Consider the following 368-nt stretch of genomic DNA (forward strand, 5'->3'; position numbering starts at 1 on the left):
GGCGCATTCAGTTCGATCTTCATTTGTACGGCCAGCGCTTTCGTGAAGGCACCAAACAAATGGCCACGCCAAAAAATGTAAGGCTTGCTCAAGCCACCCTCAAGCAAATGAACGCCGAGATTGACCTTGGCACCTTTCAATACCGCGATTACTTCCCTAACAGTAAAAAAGTCGATCTGTTTGAGTCCTTACAGCGCCAGAAGTACCCCGATCGCCTGTACCCGTTTTTCAATGACTTTGCGAATCAGTGGTATGAGCGTCAAAAAGGCAATTGGAAAAGCAGCTACCAAGGTGTGGTCAGAAATACGCTTGAACACTACCTCCTCCCGCACTTTGGAAACACGTTGGTTTCTGAAGTGTCATTATCC

1 protein-coding gene is annotated in these 368 nt (G+C 47.6%); it reads left to right on the forward strand.

Annotation, left to right across the window (positions count from 1 at the left end):
• The coding region (locus tag H5300_RS27155) for an Arm DNA-binding domain-containing protein (RefSeq protein ID WP_182797400.1) at positions 1-368 on the forward strand (368 nt) is incomplete at both ends.

This window comes from Vibrio sp. SG41-7, from assembly GCF_014164465.1.
GTDB lineage: Bacteria > Pseudomonadota > Gammaproteobacteria > Enterobacterales > Vibrionaceae > Vibrio > Vibrio splendidus.